Consider the following 18,047-nt stretch of genomic DNA (forward strand, 5'->3'; position numbering starts at 1 on the left):
GCTCTATCCGTTCGAAATCTCGATCAGCCTGTCGAGCACCTGCAGCGCCCGGCCGCTGTCTATGGCCTGCGCCGCCGCCGCTATGCCGTCAACAAGGGTCGTCGCCTTGCCCGCCACCACAAGTCCGGCGCCGGCATTCATCAACACGGTGTCGCGATAGGCGCCAGCAGCGCCGCCGAGCATATCGCGCAAAGCCTTGGCGTTGTAGGCCGCGTTGCCGCCGCGCAACTCATCCTTGGTGTGACGCGCCAGCCCAACGGCTTCAGGCGTCAGCGTGAAGCCGCGGATCTCGCCGCCGATCAGTTCCGCCACCTGCGTCTCGCCGGTGGTGGTGATTTCGTCATAGCCGTCGCCATGAACGACCCAGGCATGTTCGGTGCCCAGCGCCTTCAATGTCTCTGCGACCGGCATGATCCATTCCGGCAGGAACACGCCGACCATCTGCCTGACGACGCCGGCTGGATTGGACAGCGGGCCGAGCAGGTTGAAGATGGTGCGTGTGCCGAGCTCGCCACGGATCGGGCCGACATGCTTCATCGCCGGATGGTGCGCCGGCGCGAACATGAAACCGACGCCGGCCTCGTGGATGCAGCGGCCGATCGTCTCCGGCGGGATGTCGATCTTGACCCCGAGCGCGGTCAGGACATCGGCAGCACCAGTCAGCGAGGAGAGGCCGCGATTGCCGTGCTTGGCGACCGGGACGCCGCTGCCGGCGATGACGAAGGCCGATCCGGTCGAAATGTTGACGCTGTGCGAATTGTCACCGCCGGTGCCGACGATATCGATGGCGCCAGCGGGCGCGTCGACGCGAAGCATCTTGGCGCGCATGGTGGCGACGGCGCCGGAAATCTCGCTCACCGTCTCGCCACGCACGCGCAACGCCATCAGGAAGCCGCCGATCTGGCCAGGGGTCGCGTCACCCGACATGATGATGTCGAACGCCTCGCGCGCTTCCTCAAAGGAAAGGGCGGTCCCGCCCGCAACCTTGGCGATATGGGTTTTCAGCGCGCTCATCTTGTCGAGGCTTGGGCAACGGCGGCCTGATCGATGCGAACGTCGTACTGCGTCTGCAACTGCGCCACCAACTGGTCGAGCAGATCGTCCGACATGCCGGAGGTAAAGGACTTCTGCGCGTCCTCCGGCACCGAGCTGGCCTCGGCGCCCGCGGGCTCGAACACTTCGGCGACCTTGAACAGGATCTGTCCATCGCCAGTGGGCGAGGGGATCAACCCGGTACCGCCTTCACCGACGCCGAACATGACCGCGGCGCCCTCCTTGCCGAAGTCGGCATCGTCGGCTTCGCGCTTCAGACCGCGCTTGGTCTGCTTTTCCAGCTTGAGCTCGCTGGCGATGACGTCGAGCGTAGCGCCGGCCTTGAGCCGCTTTTCGAGTTCGCCTGCCTTGGCGGCGAGCCGCTTGGTCGTTTCGGCCGCCGTCCAGTCGGCGGCGACTTTCTGGCGAACCTCGTCCAGCGTCCGGTCGCGAGCCGGCGTGATCGAACTGACCTCATAGAAGATGAAGCCGTTGTCCGCCGTGGTCAGAGCGTCGTTTTCAGTGTTGGGTTCCGCGTCGAAGACGGCCTTGATCAGCTCCGGTGATTCCGGCAGGTCCTTGACGATGGAGCCGTCCGGCCTGAGACCACTGCGATCGATGGCGTCGATGGTGACGTCCTTGAGCTTCAGCTTGGCGGCGGCGTCGGCCAATGAACTGCCCGAGGCGCGGGTGTCCTCATAATTGTCATGCACATCCAGAAGGATGCGGCTTGCCTCACCGAGCGCCAGGTCCTTGCGGATCTGGTCGGACACTTCAGCCAGCGGCTTGACCACTTCGGGTTTGATCTCGGTGACGCGCAGCAGCACCGGGCCAAAGGTGCCCTGAACCACGGGGCTGACTTCATTGGCGTTGAGCGCGAAGGCCGCGTCGGCGACTGCCTTGTCGGCGATCTTGTCCTTGGCGAGCGTACCGAGCAGCGTGTCGGCCTGGGTCTTGCCTTCAGCCGCGACGAGCTTGTCGAACGTTGCACCGGCCTTGAGCGAATCGAGCGCGGCCTTTGCGGCATCCGGCGTCTTGAACACAAGCTGCTCGATGGTGCGCAACTCCGGCGTGGTGTAGCGCGCCTTGTTCTTGTTGTAGTCGTCGCTGACCTGTTGGTCGGTGACGGCGGTCGTATCCATGATGTCAGCCGGTTCGAGCCGGACATAGGAGAATTTGCGGTATTCGGGTGCGGCGTAGGTTTTCTTGTTGGCCTCGAAATAAGCCGACAGCACGCTGTCGCTCGGCGCCTCGATCGGCTCGACCAGCGTCTTCGGCAAGGTCAGGTAGTCGACGGTGCGATCTTCGCCGCGATAGAGCGCAACCGCCTTGAAGAAGGTGTCCGGCGCCTTGAGGCCATCCGAGACCGCCTCGACGATCTGCTGGCGCACCGCGACCTGGGCACGGTTCTTCAGATAATCCTCAGGCCGCATGCCGATCTGGCGCAGCATGTATTCGAACGTCTTCTTGTCGAACTGGCCGCCAGGCCCCTTGAACGCCGGGTCCTCGCGCGTCAGCTCGGCCAGCCGGTCCTTGGACAGGCCGAGGCCCAGCTTGCGCGCCTGTTCGTCGAGAACGGCACCTGAAACGAGCTGTGCCAGCACTTGATTGTCGACGCCAAGCGCCTTTGCCTGTTCGTGGGTGAGACGTTGGCCGAACTGCTGCGACATGACGCTGAGCTGGCGATCATAGGCGAGGCGATATTCGTTGATCGACACCTTGGTGCCGCCGGCGGTTATCACCGAATCGTGGCCGGCGAAGCCGCCCATCAGCCGTCCGGAAATGCCCCAGACCAAAAAGCTGAGCACCAGCAACACCAGCAGACCTTTCGCGACCCAGGTGCCCGCCGCGTTTCTCAATAAACCAAGCATCGTTACTTCCGATTTGTGCGCACTTTTCGCAGGCGCCGAGTCTGAAACAAGCGCAATAGCGCCCTTCAGGTCCACTGTCGATTGCTTTGTGGCCTGATTTTGGTAGTGAGGGCCAGAGCCGAATATCGCCCGGAGAAGCAAACCCATGACGCCAGGAATTCGCCCGCTCGTCGCCGGCAACTGGAAAATGAACGGCACCAGCGCCTCGCTCAACGAGCTCAGGATGATCGGCAACGGTTTCATGAGCGGGCTTGATGCGGAAACCGAAGCGCTGGTCTGCGTTCCGGCGACCCTGCTTGCCCACGCTGCCGAGATCCTGTCGCGCACCCCGGTCCATGCTGGCGGTGAGGATTGTCACACAAACGAAAGCGGCGCCTATACCGGCTGTATTTCGGCCGAAATGCTGAAGGATGCCGGCGCGACCCATGTCATCGTCGGCCATTCCGAGTGCCGCGAGCAGCGGGGCGAGGATGACGCCACGGTCCAGGCCAAGGCTTCCGCCGCTTGGCGTGCCGGGCTTGTGGCCATCATCTGCATCGGCGAGACGCAGCAACAGCGCGAAGCCGGCGCCACGCTCGACGTGCTGTCGCGGCAGGTCGCCGGCTCGGTGCCGCCGAGCGCCACCCCGTCCAACACCATCATCGCCTACGAGCCGGTGTGGGCGATCGGCACCGGCCTGACGCCGACCGCCACCGATGTGGCCGAAGCGCATGAACATATCCGCGAAAAGCTGTCGGAGAAGCTTGGCAGCGTCGCGGCGAAGATGCGCATTCTCTACGGCGGCTCGGTCAAGCCGTCCAATGCGGTCGAACTGCTCGGCGTCAGGAATGTCGACGGCGCGCTGGTCGGCGGCGCCAGCTTGAAGGCAGCGGATTTCCTCGGCATTGCCGAGGCCTATCGCAACATCTCGTAAGGATACCGGCCGCGCCGGACGGGGCCGACGGCGCTGGAAATCGTTGCAAAGCAGGTGTTGCTTCCCATATTCCGGCCACGGGCTTGGAAATGCCATCAAAGCATTGTATTGAGCCGCCTCCAATTCACCGGTCGTGTCCGCGGCCGGGCAAGGCCTTGCCAGGATAAACTATGGAAACCGTACTGATCGTCATCCATCTCATGGTCGTGCTCGCCCTTGTCGGCGTGGTGCTGCTGCAGCGCTCCGAAGGCGGCGGCCTTGGCATCGGTGGCGGCTCGGGCTTCATGACCGCGCGTGGTGCGGCCAACGCGCTGACGCGCGCGACGGCGATCCTGGCGGCGGCTTTCTTCGCCACGTCGCTGACACTGTCGATCGTCGCCCGTTACGGCGAGAAGCCGATCGACATCCTCGACCGCGTGCCGGCGACCTCGGACGGCGCTGGCAAGGGCGTGCTCAACCAACTGCCTGGCACGACCACTCCGGCGCCCGCTGGCAACGCCAAGCCGACGCCGCCGTCCGGCAACGACGCGGCCACGACGCCTCCGGCCACGGCGCCTGCCGCCGGTTCGACGCCGCCTGCGGCCAACGGCACCACTCCCGCAGCACCGGCGACCCCGCAGGTTCCGAACCAGTAACCTTCGACGTTTGCTGCCGCGGCCTGTTGTCGTTTGAACACAGTCGCGGCAAATGCAGCACGATCACGAAGATTCGAGCGGCTGCGGCGCGGCCTCGCGCTTGAGGCGTCAGCGCTTATTCGACTATAGATTGCACGCGGCATTTTCGGCGTCCTTGGGGGGCGCCGGGCGACGCCGTGGGCAACAAGCATTGAACGATCGGATCTTCGCCATGCAGCTTCGCAGCTTCATTTTCCTGGGACTTTGCGCCGCACTCGGCATCAGCTCCCCGGCCTTCGCCGGCATGCCGGCAAATATGGCCGCACATCAGTCGGTTGACAAAACCGATGCAATCCCTGTCGCATCCACCAAAAGTGATGCGGCGCAGTTGAGGCTTCTCAAGAAGAAGAAAAACCCGACACCGGACGATCTCGCCCAGATCAAGAAGATCGAGGCCAAGATCGTTGCCGACAAGGAAGACGCCAAGGCCAAGGCGCTCGAAGCCAGGAAGCTGGCGATGCGCGAAGCGGCGAAGGCCAAGGCCGACGCGGAACGGCAGGCATTCCTGGCCAAGAAGGGCCAGAGAGACGCTGCAACCGAGGTGGCTGACGCCAAACCAGCCAAGAAGACCGCCAAGGTCATCGAGCCAATTGAGCCGATCGCGCCAATCCAGTCGGCCGAGCCTCTACCGGCCGAGGCGATGAATGTCGCTTTGACCGGCAACAATGGCGAACTGCGCAGCGAGGTCGTCGGCCAGAAGCAGCCGAGCGGCGGCCTGTTCGCCGGCCTCTTCGGCGGCACGTCCTCCTCCTCGATGTCCCTGCTTCCCGAGACACGTGCTCTCGACCAGGCTCTCGCCAAGAGGGAAGCCAAGAAGCAGTTCAAGGTAAAGCCGGAATTCGTGCCGCAGGACGTGGAATTCACCGGCTATGATGCCGGCACCATCGTCATCGACACCAGTGCGCGGCGCCTCTATCTCGTCGAATCATCTTCGACGGCTCGCCGCTACGCCATTGCGGTCGGCCGTGAAGGCCTGCAGTTCAAGGGTACGGTCGCGGTCGGCGACAAGCAGGAATGGCCGCGCTGGATCCCGACCCTGGACATGCAGAAGCGCGAGCCGAAGCACTACGCCCAGTACAAGGATGGCATGCCTGGCGGTGGTCAAAACCCGCTTGGTGCGCGCGCCATCTATCTCTACGACGGCAAGAAGGACACGCATTTGCGCATCCACGGCACCATTGCGCCGCAGTCGATCGGAACCAGCGCCTCGAACGGCTGCTTCCGCATGATCAACGAGCACGTCATGGACCTCTACAGCCGCGTCAAGGTCGGCACCAAGGTCGTCATCATCTGACGCCTGCATCCATCATGCCGAAAGGGCCGGCCTTGCCGGCCCTTTTGTTTTGCCTCGCCCACCACTTCGGCGCCTTCTTGGGAAAAAACCTTCGCGGTGGTTTTTTCTCTGGCGGAATCAATCCGGCCGCGTTAAGCGATGACTCCCATGGCGCGATATGTATTCATCACAGGCGGCGTGGTTTCCTCACTTGGAAAAGGCATTGCCGCAGCGGCCCTTGGGGCTCTCTTGCAGGCGCGGGGCTATCGCGCACGCATCAAAAAACTCGATCCCTATCTCAATGTCGATCCGGGCACGATGTCGCCTTACCAGCACGGCGAGGTGTTCGTCACCGATGACGGCGCCGAGACCGATCTCGATCTTGGCCACTACGAGCGCTTCACGGGCCGCTCCGCCAATCAACAGGACAACATCACCACCGGCCGCATCTACAAGAACATCATCGAGCGCGAACGGCGCGGCGATTATCTCGGCGCAACCGTGCAGGTCATTCCGCACGTTACCGACGAGATCAAGAATTTCGTCCTCAACGGCAATGACGACTATGATTTCGTGCTCTGCGAGATCGGCGGCACGGTCGGCGACATCGAGGCGATGCCGTTCCTCGAGGCGATCCGCCAGCTCGGCAACGACCTGCCGCGCAACAACGCCGTCTACGTGCATCTGACACTGATGCCCTACATCCCGACGGCGGGTGAACTTAAGACCAAGCCGACCCAGCATTCGGTCAAGGAACTGCGCGGCATCGGCATCGCGCCCGACATCCTGCTGGTCCGCGCCGACCGCGCCATTCCCAAGGAAGAGCGCCGCAAGCTGTCGCTGTTCTGCAATGTGCGCGAAAGCGCCGTGATCCAGGCGCTCGACGTGCCGCACATCTATGACGTGCCCATGGCCTATCACAAGGAGGGGCTCGATTCGGAAGTGCTCGCCGCCTTCGGCATCGACCCGGCGCCGAAGCCGCGCATGGAGCCCTGGCAGGCAGTGTCCAACCGCATCCACAATCCGGAAGGCGAGGTCACCATCGCCGTGGTCGGCAAATATACCGGCCTCAAGGACGCCTATAAATCGCTGATCGAGGCACTCTCGCATGGCGGCTTGGCCAACCACGTCAAGGTCAAGCTCGACTGGATCGAATCAGAGATCTTCGAAAAGGAAGATCCGGCGCCGTGGCTGGAAAAGGTGCATGGCATCCTGGTTCCCGGCGGTTTTGGCGAGCGCGGCTCCGAAGGCAAGATCCTGGCGGCGAAATTCGCGCGCGAGCGCAAGGTGCCGTATTTCGGCATCTGCTTCGGCATGCAGATGGCCTGCATCGAGGCGGCGCGTTCTCTGGCCGGTGTCGAACATGCCTCGTCGACCGAGTTCGGCCCGACGAAGGAGCCGGTCGTCGGGTTGATGACCGAATGGCTGAAGGGCAACATGCTGGAGAAACGTCGGGAAACCGGAGATCTCGGCGGCACGATGCGGCTCGGCGCCTACCAGGCTGAGCTCGCCAAGGGGTCCAAGATCGCCGATATCTATGGCGATACGCAGATTTCCGAGCGCCATCGCCATCGTTACGAGGTCAATATCGACTACAAGGAGCGGCTCGAGGATTGCGGTCTGGTGTTTGCCGGCATGTCGCCCGACGGCGTGCTGCCGGAAACGGTCGAATATCCCGATCATCCCTGGTTCATCGGCGTGCAGTATCACCCGGAACTGAAAAGCCGGCCGCTCGATCCGCATCCGCTGTTCGCCAGCTTCATCGAGGCGGCGGTCGAGCAATCGCGCCTGGTATAGGCACCGCCAGGCGGGACCGCGCTTCATGCAGACCTATGTCGCGCTTCTCTACAGCATCATCCTCGGCGAGGGGCGCCGGGTTGTCATGTCCAACCTCAAGGCGATGGCGGAAGGCCTTGGCCTGAAGAATGTCCGCACGCTGGTGGCGACGGGCAATCTGGTCTTCGAAGCACCGGTGACGGAAATCGCCGGCCTTGAGGAGCGGCTGGAAGCAGCCTTCGAGAGTGCCTTCGGCCGCCATGTCGACATCATCGTACGCGGCGCGGCCGATTGGCTGAGGCTTGCGACCGGCAATCCGTTCGTGGCCGAATCGGCCGCCGCGGCGGATCAGGTGGCGGTGCGGGTGATGCGGCAGCCAGTGCCCGACGAAGCCATCGCCACGCTCAGATCCTATGTCGGCGTGGATGAAAAGATGCAGGCCGTCGGCGGCGACATCTGGATTTTCTTCTCTCGCGCCACGCCCAATTCACGGCTTCTGACGGCGACAAGCCACAAGCGCCTGGGCATCGGCACCTCGCGCAACTGGAACACTGTGCGCAAACTTGCCGAGATGGTTGGCGCATAAGGGGCGGCATTGCGCCGCCCCTTATGATGCCTGTCAGGCTTTTGCCGTCCTGGCGCCGGCGCCCACGGCGGCGGTGCGCAGCACGTAGTAGATGGTGCCAGCGATCGCGACGCCGAAGAACCAGCCATAGACGCCCCACCAGGACGGCAGCCAGTTGGTGAAGTTGGGCAGGATCGACGAGAAGATGGCGCCGATGCCAGCGGCGATGAAGGCATTGACGTGCCAGCCGCCCTGGAAACGGAACTCACCGTCCTCGCGATAAAGCGCCTCGACGTCGACCTCGCCCTTTCGGATCAGATAGTAGTCGACCATCATCACGCCGAAGATCGGTCCCATCGTCGCGCCGATGACGTTGACGAAGGAGGCCGCACTGCCTTCCCACGGCGCGAAGGGATAGAGCACAAGCGCGATCAGTGCCGCGATGTAGCCACCCTTCTTGAAGTCGATCTGACGCGGAAAGACGTTGGAGAAGTCGAAGGCCGGCGAGACGAAGTTGGCGACAACATTGATGCCGAGGGTCGCAACCGCGAAGGTCAGGGCGGCCAGCGCTGCCAGGAACCAGCTGTCGAATTTGGCCGAGATCTGGTCGGGGTGCAGCAGCACCTCGTGGTAGACGTCATAGGCGGCAATGGTGGTGACGCCGGCAACCAGCGAGAACAGGATGAGGTTGACCGGCAGGCCCCAGATGTTGCCCTTGCGCAGCGATGCCTGGTCGGGTGCGTAGCGGGCGAAATCGCAGAAGTTGAGATAGAGCGCCGAGAAGTAGGTGACCCAGATCGCCGCCACCGCGAAGAGCGCGGTCCACGAGCCAGGTTCGCCCGGCACACCGGCGTCCCTGGTCTTCTCCTTCAGCACGTCCATCGGGATATCGCTGGTGAAGGCGAAGGTTCCGGACTTGACGCAGAGATAGACCGCCAGGATCAGCATCATCACCCAGACCGCCGGACCCGCCCAGTCCTGGAAACGGCGCACCGTTTCCATGCCGCGCTGGATGATGAGCAGCTGCAGTGCCCAGATAACGACGAAGCAGATGACCTCCAGACCGGAATGGCCGAGGAAATGCGTGCTGGCGTTGAAGTCGGCAAACCATTGCGAGCGTATCAGCAGCGCAACGATGGCGCCGGAGGCGGCGGCTGTCTGTGCGCCGTACCAGAAGCAGGCGACTATGGCACGCACCAGTGCCGGTATGTTGGCGCCCCAGATGCCGAAAGAGGCGCGGGCAAGCACGGGGTAGGGCACGCCGGTCTTCACGCCGGCATAGCCGACCATGTTCATCAGCGCATAGATGATCAGTGAACCGATGCCGATGGCGATGATGAAGTTGACGAAGCCGCCGCAGAACAGGAACAGGCTGGCGGCGAGATAGTAGCCCCAGAGGCTGTGGACGTCCGATGTCCAGACGTTGAAGATCGAGAATGGTCCCCAGTTGCGGATCGTCGCCGGAGCGAGATCCTCGTTGTACAGGTCAGGCGATGCGCCTTGTATGGTCACTGCGATGTCCTCCCCTTGATGGCCACGCGCTTCCGCGCATCGGCCGCGCAGGTTAAGCCTGACGCCGGGGAACCGGCAACCAACCCATTTGCCGGCTTTGGCCTTAAAGATATTCAATGAGAACCGCGCTTATCAGCAGGGGTAAGCTGCTGCCGGCATGCCTGCAAATGCGATTCGAATTCCGCCGATTTTGTTGCGAGAAACCAGGGCCGAAGGCTGCCCGTTTCTTGCCGCCAATCTTTTTTATGCGGAACCTTCTTTTTTCTGGAACCAAATGCCCATCCGGGAGTTTAATGGGGTTCGATCGAGCGGAGGGCGATCGAACCGGGAGGAAACATATGGACCGCTTGCATTTCTTCACACCCGTGCGCCTTGCGTCCGGGGTGGGATACCCAGTTCAGGAAGTCGACAGTGTTGCCGAAGCGATGGTGTTCCTGCGTAAGTGGCCAACAGGGCGGCGCGGACCGGTTTACCAATGCGCCTTGAATTGCTGCTCCGCTGCGCTGTCCGGCAAGATGTCGGCCGAGGAGGCGAGGAAGGCTTTTACCGGATTTGCCCGCATCACCCGCCTGCTGGACGACGACATGGCGCTGCCCATCGGTGGCGAACATATGGAAAACATCTACGCGTTGAGGCGGTAGGCACCGGATTCTGTTGAGCTCAAAGGCTGCGCCCTTGGCTGCGGCAGGGTTTGTTCTGCGCCTCCGGCGAGAACGCACGGCATATGGGCCCGGAGCAGGACCTTCGCGCGATTCTATCGCCCCCTTGCCGCTGGCCACGCGCCGAGGAGCACAAGGCCATCCTCACGTCGAACTGATGCAGCCGATCAGCGGCGCGCTTGCAATTCAAAGACTGAAAACGATCGCACCGGCGCGATCCACCGCCGGATCCGTCACTTGCGGTGCGGCGCATGCATCAAACGGTGGAAACAAGCCTACTCACTTGCGTCCCGGTCGCTCGCTTCCCGGCCAGACACCTGCTCGATGAGGATCCGGAAGAAAACGTGCGGTATGCTATCCGACACGGGAGGCATGACAGGCTTGAGGGCGCCAGGCTCCCACCAGTCAGCATGCTTGCTCAACACTGACCACGCGTGATCGCGCTGAAGCTTGTGGCCGACCCGGTCAGGCAGTTCTTCAAAGCGGCCGTCGACAACCACGCTTCTCCATCCGCGCCCCTGGCCGTGTTCGTCGATCTGGACAGATACCAGGGGATTGGTCCGCATCCAGTCGATCTTCTTCCCCGGCAAGGAGAACCCATAGAGGTGATAGTCAGCGTAGGCGTAGTTGAAGCACACGACGTAGGGCTGTCCGTCCCTGGCGCATGCCAAGTGGCCGACACGATTGGACGCCAGCAATTTCGTGCATTCCAATGCAGACAGTGTGCGGATCAGCATTGAGGTGATCTCCTACTTTTCACAACCATCCAAATTATTGTTTCTACCTTGGCGGTCGCATTCGCAATGATTTAGGTCAAACTGCTGGTCAGCAGGGCTTCGGCTGCGCTTCGGGATACAGCAACCCGGAGGTGCAGCCAGACCGGGACCGCGCGAGGGGCCATCGCAGATGGCTGCTATGGCAATTTTTATTGGACGGCCGGTGCTCCAAAAGGTAATGAATGCACATGTCAGATATGCAACTAGCGATTGCACCCATGATGGATGAGGAAGATACATAAATATAATCAGATAGTTACGAGATGTTGTGTGCAAAACTAGCACAACAAAATTCTGCTTCTCTTCTTTTTTCGTTCCCACGACGTAGCCGCCTACAGCCCTTTTCGGGACGCTCGTGTGCCGACGATATTGAACGCTTCAATGCGGATTTTCGCCGGGGCATCCGTGAACCCGATTGTCCGCCATTGCCTCCAGTTTGTCTGGAGTCCCTGGGCGTTTTCGAACTTTCTGCCTTGCGCCTCCAATCGAAATTCGCGCGCTCTTGGGTGTCTTGATGCTCGGCCTGGTGCTGCCCGGCATACCGCTGACGACCGATGGAGCAGACTATCCCATCGAGCCGGGAACCGTCGCGCGGTCCGATGAAGGAACGCGGCGCGCCATCAGCGCGCGCGATGTGGTGGAACTCGGCGACGTCGTGCGGATGACGCGTGAGCCGGCATCCTACCCGATCTTCCGCCACAATGGCCGGCCCGCCGAGATGGTGATGGGGGAGCTCGCGGGCGCGTTCGAGGCGCCGGTTTACGGTATGCTCGCCGTAGACGATGCCATCGCCAAAGCCAATTGGGGCAACCTCCCGAAACCGACGATCGCATTGCACGGGCAGCCGGACGATGACTCCAAGCCGACACTTCTGTGGGACGGGGAGTGGGAGGTGACGTGGGTCACCTTCCGCGACATGGGCGCGGCCTTCATAGTGGCTATCCTGGGCATCTATATTCTCGTTGTCGCGCAGTTCGGTTCGTTCAGGCTGCCGCTGGTTATCCTGACGCCGATCCCGTTGACCCTGATCGGTATCATGCTTGGCCATTGGGCCTTCGGCGCGCCGTTCTCGGCCACCTCGATGATCGGCTTCATCGCGCTCGCCGGTATCATCGTGCGCAACTCGATCCTGCTGGTGGATTTCATTCGCCATTCCAAGGGCACCGACAGGCCGCTGGTCGACGTGCTGCTCGAGGCCGGGGCCATCCGCTTCAAGCCGATCCAGCTCACCGCGATCGCAGCGATGATCGGGGCGGCGGTCATCCTGACCGACCCGATTTTCCAGGGGTTGGCGATTTCGCTGCTGTTTGGCCTCGCGTCGTCGACGCTGCTGACCGTGCTCGTCATTCCCGCCATTTACGTGGCTCTTCGAGGCGGCTCGAAGCCGGGCAACTACAGCGACGCGCCTGCCGAGATCACAGCGACCGACGAACCAACCTCAGCTCCATCCTGAACCAGCAAGGACAAGACCATGAGCTACTATTTTTCCAAGACGTTGGACTCCAGCTTCGATGCGGCGGTCGAACACACCACAGCCGTTCTGAAGGCTGCGGGGTTCGGCATCATTACCGAGATCGACGTCAAGGAGACGTTCAAGAAGAAGCTGGGGATCGACTACCGCAACTATCGTATTCTTGGAGCCTGCAATCCCAAAATGGCGCTTGAGGCGCTGTCGATCGAGGACAAGGTCGGTACCATGCTGCCTTGTAACGTCATCGTTCAGGAACTGGGCGAAGGGCAGGTGGAAGTCGCGGCGATCGACCCGGTTGCCTCGATGGCTGCGATCGAGAACACGGCGTTGCACGGCCCGGCCGAGCAGGTGCGCACCATGCTCCGGGGCGTGATCGAAAGCCTTTGAGTTCAACAGATTGAAATGGCTGGGGATTTTTGAAATGAACCTGGACTGGAAGACGTTCACCAACGAGTTGTCGGACGGGTTGCGCGAACTGCGTGGCGGGACGCCCGAGGTGATGAAGGGATTCTCTGCCATCGCACAGGCAGCGCTGAAGGACGATGCACTGGACGTCAAGACCAAGGAGTTGATCGCCCTTGCCATCAGTGTCGCGATGCGCTGCGATGACTGTATCGGCTTTCACGCCAAGGCTGCCTTCGACAGAGGCGCAAGCCGCGAAGAGGTCCTTGAGACCCTTGGTATGGCGATCTACATGGGCGCAGGGCCGTCAGTCATGTACGCGGGCCACGCAATCGAAGCGTTCGACCAATTCGGCAAGTCTGGTTGAAGAGGGTGGTTTTGGTTTGGTTGTGGCAGCCGAGATTTCAGTAAACGCCTAAATACCCTGATGGCTTTGCGGGTTACACGTCCTGACCTCGATCACCTCCATTCCTGGGAGCGGCAGCGTTCCTTTGGGGGCTCGGGGTCATCTTTTTACACGGCGTTCGCCGCAAGGGAGTCGCCGCCCCAATTGCTGGGGGCGAGGGGCCACAACTCTTGAATGGACCCAAGCTCGCCGCTCCCTTTCATTCCTTCGAGAAACTGCCGCTGGTCGGGTGAGGGGCGAGATCACAATTGCGTCAGTGCGGTAACCAGATCGGTTCTTCCTGTATAATGTTCGCGATGCGTGTCCGGATCACATTGCTGGCGATGGTTTTTTTGGTCGTCTCGACCGCAGCTGGCATTTGGCCAGCCGTTGCCTTGGCATCTTCGTTCAATGCGCCGGTAGGACAGGTTGTGCTCAGCGCCGGGGATCCTTCAGACACGGTTGAGCGATCGTCATTCAAACCGTGCTTCAACACCGTCAAGACCGCGTCTGTTCCGTGTTTCCCGCAACTTGGCTTGCCCGGCGAGCCACAGATCCAATTGCCGTCAGCGTTAGCAATGACGCGTCCGTATTTTAGGCCGGTACCGATAGAGAAGACCCCGGCAAAAGCGCCTCTAAGGCCGCCGAGACCAGTTTTCGCGGTCTGATGCCAGGGTGCCTGCCGCCATTGGTGGCGCGCCGAATCTCCTTCCAATGAAAATTACGAGCACCCTCGAGGCTGTTCGAAAGGTTGAACCATGAAAACCCACTTCTTGATGGGGCGCAGACAGTTTCTGTTGGGCGCCACCGGGCTGGCCGCTGCTGCCGCGGCAGGCTGCACGACGACCCCCCCACTGGCTTTTGCTGCCGATACGCGGCCAGCTCCCAGGCCCGACTTTGCAACCATGTACGCTGCGATTCCTGATGAGCAGTTTCCCGTGCCAGCCGCACGCATCGACCTCATCGACCCAGAATACTACCGTCAGGTTGTCCGAGATCCAACTGGGGAGAGGCCGGGAACGATCGTCGTCGATACTCCCAAGCGGTTCCTTTATCTCGTGCAGTACCGGCATGGCATGTCACCGGGCTTGGACAATCCCCTGGGTGCGCGGGCGCTTTATATTTTTGAGGATGGCAAGGACACGCTTTATCGGCTCCACGGCAACATGGACGCGCGTTCGATTGGCCACGCCGTATCCAGCGGCTGCGTGCGTCTCCTGTTCCAGGACGTCATCGACCTCTACGAACGTGTCCCGTTAGGGGCTTCGATCCACGTTCTTCAGGCTGAAGGATCAGCCAATGCGTAAGCTTGCAAGCTGGCTTGTTGTATTGCTCTGCGTGACAGCTGCCCCTGTGCAGCTTATGGCACAACAGGGTCCGGGCGACGCTCCCCTGACCCCTGACCAGGTCATGAACGATCCTGATATGCCCTTCCTGGGCGCCAAAAACGCCGATGTGACGATCGCCGAGTTCATGGACTACAACTGCCCCTACTGCCGCAAGAGCCATCCCGCTCTCAAGCAGCTGCTGGCTACCGATCGCCGCGTCCGGGTGCTCTACAAGGAATGGCCGATTTTCGGACCGGTTTCCGAGTACGCCGCCGAACAGGCCCTCGCTTCCAGATGGCAAGGCAAATACGAAGTGGCCCACGACGCGTTGATGACGGCGCCCCGCCGATATACCTCGACCGATGAAGTCAGAGCTGCACTCAAGGCAGCCGGCCTTGATCTGGTGCGTCTGGACGCCGACGCGGCCGCACACAGCGTTGAAATCCACCGGTTACTGGCGCGCAACAACCAGCAGGCGGAAACCATCGGCCTGCAGGGGACTCCGGCATGGATAGTCGGGCCGTTCCTCATTCCAGGCGGCCTCGACTTCGCGCAACTCCAGGAGGCAGTGGCGGAGGCTCGCCGGAAGGATGCCCTGAAATAATCTTGCGGCCTCACAGCAGGCGCTCACCATTATGCCAAGAATTGTTCGGTTCCTGCGTCAGCGATGAGGGTCGTCGCCTCGCGCGATCATTGTGGTGGTGCTGATGGTGCATCCCCTGAGCCATGAGCCCGAAGAACCCGAGGCCGCGCAATTTGGCCGCATCCTTCGCCGGCGGCCACACGGTCAGCGATGCGCCGCCGTCGATATCGGAAGCGTCGAAACGCCACCCGTCTACCCCGTTCATCGTCGCCGCATGGGCCTTCACCATCCGACGCACTGAATCCTGAACCGCTCCCGAACCTGTGACCAGGAATCGGGTTCCGCCCGCGACTGGCTCGCTCCCCACATCGGCGGCCAAAGTAACCGCGTTCATGTCGACGAGATGCGCGCGCAGGGCGTCGATGTCCACTTTGGACCAATCCGTGTCGGGATCAGCCTCAAGGATCGCCACGATCTCCTGGATCGCCGCGAACGCACCTTGGCCGGGCTCCGTCGGAACCTCGGCACCTGTGGCTTGCCCGCTCATCATCTGCATATGCATCTTATGGTCCATTCCGCCTGACTGGGCTTGCTGGGCACAGGCTGCGGAAGAAACCAGGCAGGCGGCGACTGCGAGGGCGCGTATCATGGCAATTGCTCCGTTGACCAGGCATGCTTGCCATAGCCTCGAGCGACGCTACATGATAGAAATCATGTCGCCCCCGCTAATTGCCTTGCTCGACCGTCTAGAAGGCCGCGAGATCGAGTTCGCGGCGGGAGCACCGGTGTTTCATCTGGGTGATCCCGTCCGGTTCATTCACGTCGTGCGTTCGGGCGTCGTTCATCTGGTCAGGCATCAGAACAATGGGACGGCCCTGATCCTTCAACGTGCGGGTCCAAATTCCATCCTGGCCGAAGCCTCGTTGTATTCAGCCTCTTACCATTGCGCGGCCCGAACGGAGGTTGCTGCCGTGACCTGGGCCATTCCGCGCGCCGGCCTGCTCACCCGGATCGAGGAAGACACAGAGCTGGCGATCGCGTGGGCGCGCCATCTCGCACACGAGGTCCAGCAGGCGCGACTGCAGTCGGAGATCTTGTCCCTCAAGACAGTCGCGGCCCGGCTCGATGCGTGGGTGTCCTGGCATGGGAGCCTTCCCGCCAGGGGATACTGGTCAACGTTGGCCCGTGAAGTTGGCATCAGTCCCGAGGCGCTTTATCGCGAAATCGCCTGGCGCCGAAGGCGTGACACGATTTAGAGGCGCCATCTGTGAGCAATAAAGCCAACATAATCGCACAAGGTCCTTCGCCTCGGTATCAATGCCGAAATAGAGGTAAGTGACCGCTGCCAGCGACCGAGCCAAGCCCATGAATGCGCACATCTGGGAGGCGGTCAAAACGCCTGGTTCGTTCCGTCTTCAAAGCTCGCGGAATGGACGCAGGTGCTCACCGAAACATCAGAGTGGTTCATCCCAACCAACTGGCCCCATCGAGCATTGTTCGATTTGGTCGTTTGCTTTGTCCAACTGCCGGGATTGATTTGCAAATGCCTGTCGATCTTGGTGGAGGAGATTACGCCGCCTCTTCTGTCGATGAAATAAATTCTGCCTATAGCGCTCTTCATCGGTTCGGCTTGGCCTTGCAAGTCGACCGTGATCCGGTACGAGCCGGGCGCCGGGCTTGTCACCGACCAACTCGGGGCGGTAACCGCCAGCCTGCTTCCTTCACAGGGTAGCGCCACTGCGGCAGTGGACTGAAAAGCAATTGCGAACGCGAAGATTAGCTGTTTCATCAAGCCTATTCTCCGGAATGCCAAGCCACATGGCCTACTGGGCCGCCTCAGGTCTCCATCATCTTTGCGACAATTTCAGGGTACAGCGATCGTTCTAATCGCGCGCCAGCGAGGCCAAGCTTCTCGCCTTTTTAAGGTCTATTTGCACGCGATCATGCCTTCGCCAAGGCCGTGCCAGATGATCGAAGCGTCGCTAGCGAGATAATTCCATGAACATGCTAATCGCCATCACATTGACGTTCGCCGCGGTCATTGGGTCCTCGTCTTTGCACTTCGAAGCAATCCAGCGCCTCGACAAATTGGCACGCAAGTCGACTGGGGCTTATCCCGCGCTGCTGTTCGTAATCTGCGGCCTGATTGGGCTTCATCTTCTCGAGATTGGTATCTATGCCGCCATATTTCACCTTGCGGACCAGACACTTTCCCTGGGTGATTTCGGCGGAAAGGCCTTCCCGTCAAGCATGGACTATTTTTACTATGCCGCCGAGGCCTACGCCTCACTCGGCTACAACAACGTGATACCCATTGGCGAAATGCGGCTCATCACGTCCATCACACCACTGAACGGCCTGCTCCTTTTGACCTGGTCAGGCTCGTTTCTTTTTTCGCTCGTGGAGGATTGGCGCGGGAAAGGCAAATAGGCTCCGAAGCTCATTTCAGATCAGATTGAGGAAGAGCAGCGTGATTGCCGTCTTCATCTGAATGTGAGCTGGGTCTCCGTTGTGGGGCCGCCTTTGTCGGAAGGACGCAGAAAGCAATTCTGTTCTTTTCACTGTAAGGTGATCGGAAGTTGAGAACCCAACCTGTTGAGAATGGGCGCCCCTCGTGGGCCATAAGGTCGACCAACTTTCCACACAATTTGTTTGCTTCTGGAACGGTGACCTCCATGGTGCTTGTCACCGATGAGGTGGCTGCTGACATTTCGCATTGGGTATTTGTAAGGCCGGTCGCATTGATGATTGCGCAGAGATACGTGGCGTTGGCCACATCGTCAGCACACGCTATGCCCGGCATGGCAAACAAGGCTGCAGCGCAAGC

The 18,047-nt window shown here is 61.2% G+C and carries 19 protein-coding genes and 1 pseudogene; 13 read left to right on the plus strand and 7 right to left on the minus strand.

Annotation, left to right across the window (positions count from 1 at the left end):
* Window positions 1-3: 3 nt before the first annotated feature.
* The gene (gene trpD / locus NR193_RS21840; protein WP_256752829.1) at window positions 4-1,014 is read right to left on the minus strand and encodes an anthranilate phosphoribosyltransferase; all 1,011 of its coding nucleotides are present in this window, start codon (window positions 1,012-1,014) and stop codon (window positions 4-6) included.
* Complete coding sequence (locus NR193_RS21845; RefSeq protein WP_256752830.1) at window positions 1,011-2,903, minus strand: SurA N-terminal domain-containing protein; 1,893 nt, start codon at window positions 2,901-2,903, stop codon at window positions 1,011-1,013. The genes trpD and NR193_RS21845 overlap by 4 nt, the downstream gene beginning before the upstream one ends.
* 145 nt (window positions 2,904-3,048) lie before the next feature.
* Here NR193_RS21845 and tpiA point away from each other — a divergent pair, with 145 nt between their 5' ends.
* The 5 genes from tpiA (at window position 3,049) to NR193_RS21870 (ending at window position 8,125) form a co-directional block, all read left to right on the plus strand.
* A complete protein-coding gene (gene tpiA / locus NR193_RS21850) occupies window positions 3,049-3,816 on the plus strand; it encodes a triose-phosphate isomerase (protein WP_256752831.1) in 768 nt (255 codons plus the stop codon).
* Window positions 3,817-3,986: 170 nt separating this feature from the next.
* Entirely contained in the window at window positions 3,987-4,451 is a 465-nt protein-coding gene (secG, locus tag NR193_RS21855) for a preprotein translocase subunit SecG (protein WP_256752832.1), read from the plus strand.
* A 211-nt stretch (window positions 4,452-4,662) separates the two neighbouring features.
* On the plus strand, window positions 4,663-5,784 hold the full coding sequence (locus NR193_RS21860; protein WP_256752833.1) for a L,D-transpeptidase: 1,122 nt from the start codon (window positions 4,663-4,665) through the stop codon (window positions 5,782-5,784).
* Between the two features lie 138 nt (window positions 5,785-5,922).
* Entirely contained in the window at window positions 5,923-7,560 is a 1,638-nt protein-coding gene (locus NR193_RS21865; protein WP_091574623.1) for a CTP synthase, read from the plus strand.
* 25 nt (window positions 7,561-7,585) lie between these two features.
* A complete protein-coding gene (locus NR193_RS21870) occupies window positions 7,586-8,125 on the plus strand; it encodes a DUF1697 domain-containing protein (RefSeq protein WP_256752834.1) in 540 nt (179 codons plus the stop codon).
* 33 nt (window positions 8,126-8,158) lie between these two features.
* On the opposite strand, the gene NR193_RS21875 is transcribed toward NR193_RS21870, so the two are convergent.
* Complete coding sequence (locus NR193_RS21875) at window positions 8,159-9,616, minus strand: NCS1 family nucleobase:cation symporter-1 (RefSeq protein WP_256752835.1); 1,458 nt, start codon at window positions 9,614-9,616, stop codon at window positions 8,159-8,161.
* 338 nt (window positions 9,617-9,954) lie between these two features.
* On the opposite strand from NR193_RS21875, the gene NR193_RS21880 reads away from it, so the two are divergent.
* Window positions 9,955-10,257, plus strand: coding sequence for a DUF982 domain-containing protein (locus NR193_RS21880; protein WP_256752836.1), 303 nt, complete (start codon window positions 9,955-9,957; stop codon window positions 10,255-10,257).
* Between the two features lie 293 nt (window positions 10,258-10,550).
* Here the strand turns inward: NR193_RS21880 and NR193_RS21885 are convergent, their stop codons facing one another.
* Window positions 10,551-11,012, minus strand: a complete 462-nt coding sequence (locus NR193_RS21885; RefSeq protein WP_256752837.1) for a pyridoxamine 5'-phosphate oxidase family protein — start codon at window positions 11,010-11,012, stop codon at window positions 10,551-10,553.
* A 667-nt stretch (window positions 11,013-11,679) separates the two neighbouring features.
* Here NR193_RS21885 and NR193_RS21890 point away from each other — a divergent pair.
* The 3 genes and pseudogenes from NR193_RS21890 to NR193_RS21900 form a co-directional block, all read left to right on the plus strand.
* Window positions 11,680-12,504, plus strand: a pseudogene (locus NR193_RS21890) (efflux RND transporter permease subunit); the annotation flags it as partial.
* Between the two features lie 18 nt (window positions 12,505-12,522).
* Window positions 12,523-12,909 carry a DUF302 domain-containing protein gene (locus NR193_RS21895; RefSeq protein WP_256752838.1) on the plus strand — a complete coding sequence of 129 codons (387 nt, stop codon included), beginning with the start codon at window positions 12,523-12,525 and terminating at the stop codon, window positions 12,907-12,909.
* Window positions 12,910-12,943: 34 nt separating this feature from the next.
* On the plus strand, window positions 12,944-13,291 hold the full coding sequence (locus tag NR193_RS21900; RefSeq protein WP_256752839.1) for a carboxymuconolactone decarboxylase family protein: 348 nt from the start codon (window positions 12,944-12,946) through the stop codon (window positions 13,289-13,291).
* Window positions 13,292-13,583: 292 nt separating this feature from the next.
* Here the strand turns inward: NR193_RS21900 and NR193_RS21905 are convergent, their stop codons facing one another.
* Window positions 13,584-13,811 carry a hypothetical protein gene (locus NR193_RS21905; protein WP_256752840.1) on the minus strand — a complete coding sequence of 76 codons (228 nt, stop codon included), beginning with the start codon at window positions 13,809-13,811 and terminating at the stop codon, window positions 13,584-13,586.
* A gap of 256 nt (window positions 13,812-14,067) precedes the next feature.
* Here NR193_RS21905 and NR193_RS21910 point away from each other — a divergent pair, with 256 nt between their 5' ends.
* Both NR193_RS21910 and NR193_RS21915 read left to right on the plus strand, forming a co-directional pair.
* Complete coding sequence (locus NR193_RS21910) at window positions 14,068-14,616, plus strand: L,D-transpeptidase (RefSeq protein WP_256752841.1); 549 nt, start codon at window positions 14,068-14,070, stop codon at window positions 14,614-14,616.
* Window positions 14,609-15,241, plus strand: coding sequence for a DsbA family protein (locus tag NR193_RS21915; RefSeq protein ID WP_256752842.1), 633 nt, complete (start codon window positions 14,609-14,611; stop codon window positions 15,239-15,241). Before NR193_RS21910 ends, NR193_RS21915 begins: the two co-directional genes overlap by 8 nt.
* Window positions 15,242-15,251: 10 nt before the next feature.
* Here NR193_RS21915 and NR193_RS21920 read toward each other — a convergent pair whose 3' ends face one another.
* Window positions 15,252-15,869 (minus strand): hypothetical protein, encoded by a 618-nt coding sequence (locus NR193_RS21920; protein WP_256752843.1) that lies wholly within the window; start codon window positions 15,867-15,869, stop codon window positions 15,252-15,254.
* Between the two features lie 52 nt (window positions 15,870-15,921).
* Here NR193_RS21920 and NR193_RS21925 point away from each other — a divergent pair, with 52 nt between their 5' ends.
* Window positions 15,922-16,476 (plus strand): Crp/Fnr family transcriptional regulator, encoded by a 555-nt coding sequence (locus NR193_RS21925; protein WP_256752844.1) that lies wholly within the window; start codon window positions 15,922-15,924, stop codon window positions 16,474-16,476.
* 134 nt (window positions 16,477-16,610) lie between these two features.
* Here NR193_RS21925 and NR193_RS21930 read toward each other — a convergent pair whose 3' ends face one another.
* Window positions 16,611-17,009, minus strand: a complete 399-nt coding sequence (locus NR193_RS21930) for a hypothetical protein (protein WP_256752845.1) — start codon at window positions 17,007-17,009, stop codon at window positions 16,611-16,613.
* Window positions 17,010-17,218: 209 nt separating this feature from the next.
* On the opposite strand from NR193_RS21930, the gene NR193_RS21935 reads away from it, so the two are divergent.
* Window positions 17,219-17,650 carry an ion channel gene (locus NR193_RS21935; protein WP_256752846.1) on the plus strand — a complete coding sequence of 144 codons (432 nt, stop codon included), beginning with the start codon at window positions 17,219-17,221 and terminating at the stop codon, window positions 17,648-17,650.
* The last annotated feature ends 397 nt before the right edge of the window (window positions 17,651-18,047 follow it).

The organism is Mesorhizobium sp. Mes31 (assembly GCF_024519675.1).
Lineage (GTDB): Bacteria > Pseudomonadota > Alphaproteobacteria > Rhizobiales > Rhizobiaceae > Mesorhizobium.